Source organism: Nocardia sp. NPDC004722 (genome assembly GCF_053601505.1).
Genome location: NZ_JBSGBY010000444.1, coordinates 1 through 7,163 on the forward strand (window position 1 = coordinate 1; position 7,163 = coordinate 7,163).

The 7,163-nt window shown below is 67.9% G+C and carries 8 protein-coding genes; 1 reads left to right on the forward strand and 7 read right to left on the reverse strand.

Annotated elements, in window-relative coordinates; genetic code table 11:
• Positions 1-72: 72 nt before the first annotated feature.
• The 5 genes from ACWELQ_RS32640 to ACWELQ_RS32660 all read right to left on the reverse strand — a co-directional run bounded on the left by ACWELQ_RS32640 (position 73) and on the right by ACWELQ_RS32660 (position 4,766).
• Complete coding sequence (locus ACWELQ_RS32640) at positions 73-411, reverse strand: ArsR/SmtB family transcription factor (RefSeq protein ID WP_452400884.1); 339 nt, start codon at positions 409-411, stop codon at positions 73-75.
• A 56-nt stretch (positions 412-467) separates the two neighbouring features.
• The gene (locus tag ACWELQ_RS32645) at positions 468-1,589 is read right to left on the reverse strand and encodes a serine hydrolase domain-containing protein (protein ID WP_452400885.1); all 1,122 of its coding nucleotides are present in this window, start codon (positions 1,587-1,589) and stop codon (positions 468-470) included.
• A gap of 268 nt (positions 1,590-1,857) precedes the next feature.
• On the reverse strand, positions 1,858-2,913 hold the full coding sequence (locus tag ACWELQ_RS32650) for an NAD(P)H-dependent amine dehydrogenase family protein (protein WP_452400886.1): 1,056 nt from the start codon (positions 2,911-2,913) through the stop codon (positions 1,858-1,860).
• Between the two features lie 33 nt (positions 2,914-2,946).
• Positions 2,947-3,834, reverse strand: a complete 888-nt coding sequence (locus ACWELQ_RS32655; RefSeq protein ID WP_452400887.1) for an LLM class flavin-dependent oxidoreductase — start codon at positions 3,832-3,834, stop codon at positions 2,947-2,949.
• Positions 3,835-3,887: 53 nt separating this feature from the next.
• Positions 3,888-4,766 (reverse strand): hypothetical protein, encoded by an 879-nt coding sequence (locus ACWELQ_RS32660; protein ID WP_452400888.1) that lies wholly within the window; start codon positions 4,764-4,766, stop codon positions 3,888-3,890.
• A 184-nt stretch (positions 4,767-4,950) separates the two neighbouring features.
• On the opposite strand from ACWELQ_RS32660, the gene ACWELQ_RS32665 reads away from it, so the two are divergent.
• Positions 4,951-5,856 carry an SDR family NAD(P)-dependent oxidoreductase gene (locus ACWELQ_RS32665; RefSeq protein WP_452400889.1) on the forward strand — a complete coding sequence of 302 codons (906 nt, stop codon included), beginning with the start codon at positions 4,951-4,953 and terminating at the stop codon, positions 5,854-5,856.
• Here ACWELQ_RS32665 and ACWELQ_RS32670 read toward each other — a convergent pair.
• Both ACWELQ_RS32670 and ACWELQ_RS32675 read right to left on the reverse strand, forming a co-directional pair.
• Positions 5,853-6,455 (reverse strand): dihydrofolate reductase family protein, encoded by a 603-nt coding sequence (locus ACWELQ_RS32670; protein ID WP_452400890.1) that lies wholly within the window; start codon positions 6,453-6,455, stop codon positions 5,853-5,855. The genes ACWELQ_RS32665 and ACWELQ_RS32670 overlap by 4 nt on opposite strands.
• A 39-nt stretch (positions 6,456-6,494) precedes the next feature.
• The coding region (locus ACWELQ_RS32675; protein ID WP_452400891.1) for a TetR/AcrR family transcriptional regulator at positions 6,495-7,163 on the reverse strand (669 nt) is incomplete at its 5' end.

Genomic DNA, 7,163 nt, shown 5'->3' on the forward strand with positions numbered 1-7,163 from the left:
CGGGGGAATTGTCGTTCGCCGAGGTGTAGCCGTCCAGCGAGACGAACAAGTTGACGCGAACGCGGGTCATTTTCAGGTCTCCTTCGAAGCGGTGCGGGTCAGGTGAATTCCGAGCCGGTCTGCCTGCTGTTCCGCGGGGGTTCGTATTTCGCCGAGCCACAGGTGCAGGACGTCGAGCGCGCCCGGTCGCAGGCTCACGGTGCGCACGCGTCCGAGCTTGTGTGAGGTCACCAGCCCGGCGTTCTCGAGGACGCGCAGATGCTGCATCAGTGACGGCAACGCCATCGAGAACGGTGCCGCCAGCTCGGAGACGACGGCCGGCGACTTCGCCAGCCGCTCGACGATGGCTCGGCGCGTCGGATCCGCGAGAGCGCGGAGCACCGCATCGAGTTCGCCGTAATACTTAGGCACGAACCTAAGTATTACGGCGGTGTCGGGATCCGTCAACAGCGCATCGGGTAGCGGTGTCAGTTGGGTCCGGGGTGGCACAGGGCGTGGTCGACGAGGGTCATGGCCGCTTTTTCCTGGGCGATTTGATGGGGTTCGGTGTCTTGCAGGAGGGTGGACATGGACACTACGACGCTGCGGGTGCCGTCGTCGGTGACGCCGTCTCTGGTTTTGTAGCCGGGGATGTCGCCGCCGTGCATCCAATACCTTCCGCCGCAGGACAATTCGATCGAGAACAGGCCCAGGCCGTAGCGGGCCCCGGGGAAGACCGATCGGACCTCGGCGTCGGTGTCGACCGTCTTCTTCATTTCGGCGAGCTGTGCGGGCGGCAGGAGTTTGCCGCCGAGCAAGGCCCGGAAGAAGGTGTTGAGGTCGGCGGTGGTGGTGATCAGCGCGCCTGCGGCGGCGGCGAATCCGCTGATCCGGTTGTCGGTGGTGTCGACCAGTCCGCCCGTGGGCCACTGCGTGTATCCGGTGGCGTGCGGGGTGGGAATCGTGGCCGCGTCGCCGGGGAAGCTGGTGTGTTCGAGACCGAGCGGGGTGATGATCCTGCGACCGACTTGCTCGTACCACGGTGTGCCGGTGACTTTTTCGATGATCATCCCCGCCAGCAGATAGCCGGTGTTGCTGTAACTCCAACCGGTTCCGGGGGCGAAGTTGGGCGGGCTCTGGACCGCGGTGGCCACCACCTGTTCGGGCGAGACCGGGACCTCGAGGGCATAGCGGTGGTAGTCCTCCGGGGAGGCCAGCTGGTACGGATTCGGGTACGTCAATCCGCTGGTGTGGTTGAGCAGTTGGCGCACCGTGATCTTCGTGCCGTCGTTGCCGTTGCCGCGCACCATGCCCGGCAACCACTTCTCGACCGTGTCCTCCAGGGTGAGCTTGCCCTCGCCGACCAGTTGCAGCAGCACGGTGGCGGTGAATGTCTTGGTGGCGCTGGCGGTCCGGAAATACCCCTCCCCCGACACCGGAGCTCGGCTCACGGTATCGGCGACGCCACTGGTCACCACCGTGGCGCCGCCGTCGGCGGCGATGAGCCTGGCCTGCACGCCGGTGATGCCGATATCGCGAATCGCGTCGGCGTCGCGCTGGAGCGTGGTCGTCTCGGCGGCGGCGGCCGATGTCGTGGTCGTGCTCGGCACGGCGACAGGGGGCCGGTCGGGCTCACAGGCAGTCGTGACGAGAGCCGCGATGACCAGCAGTGATCCTGCGATGCCAAACCTCTTCGGTTTCAACGAATTTCCCTTCGGGCACTGGGGCGGTCGGAGCACAACCACGGTAAAATCGCGCTCCCTCGCGCCCCATCCCGCAGGCATCCGAATCGCCCCTACGGCCATCGCCCGGTGCCGGGGTAGCGCCAGCACTACCGTCCCGGATCCGCTCGCGCCTCCGATCAGCCCTCTCGCGCCGTCAGCGGGCCAGGTCCGGATGCGCCCGTCCGGTGACCACAGGCATGTCGACGAAGGTCAGAACACCGGGTTCGGCGGCGCAGACGTAGGGGATCGAGTTGACGCAGTGTGCGGCGGTGACGACGATGCCGGGGTTGCGGCGCAGCCCCGCGGCAATGCTGGTCGGGTGCCAGCCGTGAATGGTCACCTGGCAGTCAGGATCGCCTTTCACCTCGACTTCGAAGCGCACGCCGCCGTCACCGTATTTCCAAGGCGGGTCCAGGTTTTCGTCGCCCATCAGCCAGTTGACCGCGACCCGCACGACCTTGGCGTCGCCGATGAAAGCCTCCCAGGCGAAGCGCTGGGCGGCGACCTCGCCGGGCTGGATCACCCCGATCGGGGAGTCGATCGGCGCGGTCGCGACCGCCACCTCGCGGCTGCTGCGGATCTCGGCGTCGGCGAATCCCAGTGTGTCCAGGCACATTCGCACCGATTGATCGAATCCGTTGTCCAGCAACGCGAGCATCGGTCCGTTCATCGCCTGCTCGGGCGATTGACCGAAACCCATCAGGTGGCGTACGACGTCGGGGGCGTCGTAGGTGCGGATGTCGGAGTACTCCTCGCCGCGCACGAACGTGATCGCGCTGGAGAGGCCGGTGAAGAACAGCGGCTGCTGCTCGGTGGCGCCGCCCGGGTCGATCCCGGTTCCGTGCAGCGTCACGCCGCCCTCGAGGGCCGGTGCCGTCATCCGTTGCTTCTCCTCGGCGGTCGGCCAGAACCAGCCCAGCGGCGTGACGACGTTCTTGCCCGACCGCAGAATCGCCGCCACCTCTTGTGGATTCGGCATCAGCGGCGAGTACAGGACGCAGTCGGCGTCGAGGGCGAGGATCTCGTCGATGCTGTCGGTAGCGGTGACGCCGATCGGCCCGATACCCGCGAGCTCACCGGCGTCCCGGCCGACCTTGGCCGGCGAGTGCACCCAGCATCCGACGAGTTCGAGTTCCGGGTGCAGCTGGATCTGGCCGATCGCGGCCCGTCCGAGCCCGCCTGTGGCCCACTGGATCACGCGCAGAGTCATGCCAGGAATGGAACCGGTTCCAATCCTCGGGCGTCAAGGGCGGGCTGCAACCACCTCGCTCGCCACCTCGAGGAATTTCAGGTCGGTGACGGCGGGAACCAGGATGAACTCGTCGCACCCGGCCCGCTCCGCGCCGTCGAGAATCTCGGCGAGCACCTCCGGGCTCGACGCCCGCGCCGACGCGGCGATCGCCCCGGCGAGCTTGGGGCCCAGGAAGCCGAGATACCGAGCGGTGAAGGAGCGCAACGCTTCCGACGCGTCCGCGACGCCCAGCGCGGTGAAGCAACCGCTGACCTTGCGCGGCCGTGTCGCCCGACCGGCCTCGGTCCAGCACCGGTCGGCGAGCTCACCCACCTTGGCGATCTCCGCGGCGTCACCCGCGATGCTGAAACCGGAGATCCCGTCGGCCCACCGCGCCGCCCGCCGCATCGCCTTCGGCCCCATCGCACCGGCGAGGATGATCGGACCGCCCGGCTGCACGCACGCGGGCCCCACCGGATCCGCGCCCTCGAACGGCGGCTCGCCCGCGAGCAGCGCCTTCAACTCGGCGACCTTGTCGTCCAACTGCTGGTGGCGTCCTTTGAAATCCGCTCCGAGCGCCCGATAGTCGTGCTCACGCCCACCAACCCCCACCGCCACCTCGAGCCGCCCGTTCGACAGCTGGTCGAGCGTCCCGATCTGCTGGGCGACCATCGCCACCGGATGCTGCGGCAGCACCCAAAGATTCCCCAGCACCCGCACCCGCTCCGTCACCGCCGCACAAGCCCCCAGCGTCGCAACCATTTCCGGATTCGAGAACGTCACCCGCTCCCCCACCGACACACTCGAAAACGGCCCCGCATCAACCCTCCGAGCCCACTCGACCGTCGTCCCCGGCCCATACCCCGGAACCATCTGCGGAAGCGCAACACCGATCTCCATCCCCCGACCCTCTCAAACCACCCGCCCCTCGGTCACCCGATTCCGAGAAGCCGCTACGACGCACTCGGACGGTAGATCCAGCCTTCGGGTACGGGCTCCCAGGTGTGGCCGTCGGTGGATTGCGTGTCGAGGTCGACGTTGATCGACAAGACGGTGGTGTCGGGGCGGCGGGTGGTGAGGACGGTGCCGGTTTCGTCGAGGGTCAGTTCGGTTCCGGCCTGGTAGTACTCGCCGGAACGGTCGAGTAGGTCGAGTTCCGAATCGCACTGGTTGATATAGATCGGGTAATCGATGGGGGTGGGTTCGCGGGGTGCGCTGCGCAGGTGCCAGGTGAGATCACCGTTGTACACCCATGCCAGCAGGCCACGACGGTGCCAGAGGATCGAGTCGGGGGTGAAGTTCTCGTCGTGGTCTCTGCCGTCGAGGCCCCATTCGAAAGCGACCAGCTCCCAGCGATTCTCGTCGACGAGTTCCAGGGCCATGACGAAGCCGTGGCGGCTGCCGTGGGAGCCCCAGGAATCCCAGGGCTGGCCGGTGTCGAGGGCGAGTACGAGGATGTCGTCGGCGGGGAAGGCGGCGTAGGTCCACTGTTCGAACCAGGAGACGTAGGGCAGTTCGACTCTCTGGGTCGCCGAGTGCAGCACGCCGCCGGTGAATCGCCAACGGCCGTCGGGGGTTTGGGCGTTCACTCCGGCGCTCGGGTTGTGGAGGACATGGGTCTCGGGCCGGATCCACATGCCGCTGCGGCCGACTCGATCGGCGAGAGACGCGACGGCAGGCAGTCGGCTCAGCTCACGGAGCCAGCGGTCGATCGGTACGGGCCCGTCCGCGGTCCAGGTCGCCGAGTACTCGCGCCATCTCGGGTCGGCCTCGTCACGGCGGTACTCGACCCATGCCTGAATCCGGTACCACTGTGGCCGACCACCGGTCATCACTTTCAGCCTCCGCCGGTCGAGCGTGTATGTACCTGCCACCTCGCGCGGAGTCTGCTGTTTGCGCCGCGCGCCGAACCACTTCGCGGCCGGATGGTGCCGGGCACACCCGGTGAGCTGCTACGGAGACTCATGACAGGCGGATGTGAGGGCGGTGCAAGCGGACGGGGTGAGGGTTGGGGGTATGAGTTGGGATAGTGGGCTTCGGGCCGATGGGAAGACGGTTCTGGTGACCGGGGGCAATGCGGGGATCGGGTATTTCGCGGCGGAACAGCTCGCGGCGAGTGGCGCGACCGTGGTGCTCGGTTGCCGTGATACCGCCAAGGCTGACAAGGCGGCGCAGGTGATTCGGGCGCGGGTGGACGGTGCCCGGGTGCGGCGGGTGCGGTTGGATTTGGCGGATCCGGATTCGCTGTCGGCGAGCGTGGACGCGCTCGGCGTCGACAGGCTGGACGCGGTGGTGCTCAATGCCGGGATTCTGTTGTCGGGGCCGCAACGCCAGGTGAGCGCGCACGGGCACGAAATGATGTTCGCGACAAACTATCTCGGGCATTTCGCGCTGGTCGCCCACCTGGCGCCGGTACTGGCCGAGGGGAGCCGGGTGGTCACCGTGGGCAGTTTCGCGGCCCGGTCGGAGCGATTGGACCTGGATGATCTGCAATCAGAGCGGGAGTATCGGGCCAAACGGAGTTACGGGCGGTCGAAGCTGGCCCAGATGATGTTCGGGTTCGAGCTGGATCGGCGGCTGCGGGCCCGGGGTTCCGGTATCGCGAGCGTGGTCGCCCACCCGGGCGGCGCGCTGGACGTGCTGACCCCGGCCCGGCCACCGCTGTTCTCCCGCACCCTCGCCCAGCGCCTGTGCGGGCTACCCGCGCGGACGGTGCTGCACGGCAAGCATGCCGGTGCCCGCGTGATCGTCCGCGCGGTGCTGGACCCCGAGGTCGTCGGCGGCCAACTGTGGGGCCCCGCGGTTTTCGGACTTCGCGGGCGGCCACAGCAGGAGAATCCGCTCCCGCACATGACCGACCGCGATATCGCCGCCAAACTGTGGACCGCCAGCACGGCCCTCACCGGTGTCGAATTCGTTTAGGAGATATGCGTTTTCGCCTCGTCGTAGCCTGCCGGGGCGGGGGCTTCGGCGGGACCGTAGACCAGGTGCAGGACACCGGTCTTGAAGGTTGTGGCCGAAAGCAGTTGCAGCGGAATCGGAGTGCCTTCGTCGAACAGCCGCATCGCGCCGTTGCGCAGCACGATCGGGTGGACGAACAGATGCAGTTCGTCGATCAGCCCGGCGGCCAGCAGCTGCTGAACGATGGAGGTCGAGCCGCTCAGCGTGATCTCGCCGCCCGGCTCTGCCTTCAACGCGGTGACCGCCTCGACCAGATCCCCTTGCGGCTGTTCGGAATTGCGCCACGACAGGTCGACCTGTCCCCGGGAGAACACGATCTTGCGCATATCGCCGAGCGCCTTCGCGAATCCCGCGTCCTCCCCGCCCGCGGCCTCCCGCTCGGGCCAGGCCCCGGCGAACCCGTCATAGGTCACCCGCCCGAACAGCATGGTGTCCGCCGCCGCGGCCAGCACCGAAACCCCCTCGCCCATCTCGTCGTTGAAGTACGGGAAGTGCCAGTCCTGCGGATCGGCGATGACGCCGTCGAGGGACATGAACATTCCAGCCGTGATCTTTCGCATCGTGTGCTCCTTGCCGGTTCGTAGTGTCGGGCCGCGCGGTTACCTCCTACGACGCCCCTCGGCTTCCGAACTCATCGGCGTGCGCGGAAGTCCGAAGAGGGTGGCGGTGAGGGCAGGGGTGAAGGCGCGGATTAATTCATCGGGCGGCATGGAGGCGATCGGTTCGAGGCGCAGGATGTAGCGAGCGTGCAGCAGCCCGAGGGCTTGGGTGGCGAACAGGCCCGCGCGGGCTCGAGCTCGGGTGCCGCCGAGATGGTCGGCCAGGACGGTGACGAGTTCGCGGTCGATCATTTCGCGGATGACGCGAGCCAGATCAGGGTCCTGGACCGACGCCGTCAGGACCGCGCGGATCGCCTGTCCGCGGATCGGGTCGTCCCAGGTGGTGAGCAGCGAGGTCAGCACGCGGCGGGCCAGTCCGGCGGGGTCGCCGGGGAGGGCGGCGGCCAGCAGGTCGGCGGGGTTCTCCGGCAGGGTCATGGCGGCGGCGAAGAGACCGCGTTTGGAGCCGAAGAAGTAGCTGATCAGGGCGGCGTCCACGCCCGCGTCGGCGGCCAGGGAACGCATGGTCACGTGCACGTAGCCCTCGGCCAGGAAGCGGCGGCGGGCCACCTCGAGGATGGCCTGCCGGGTGTCGGGTGCGCCGAAGCGGCGGCCGCGCGCCGGTTTATTCATCACCGTTGAACTTAGCTCGTCGCGCCCGGCACCGTG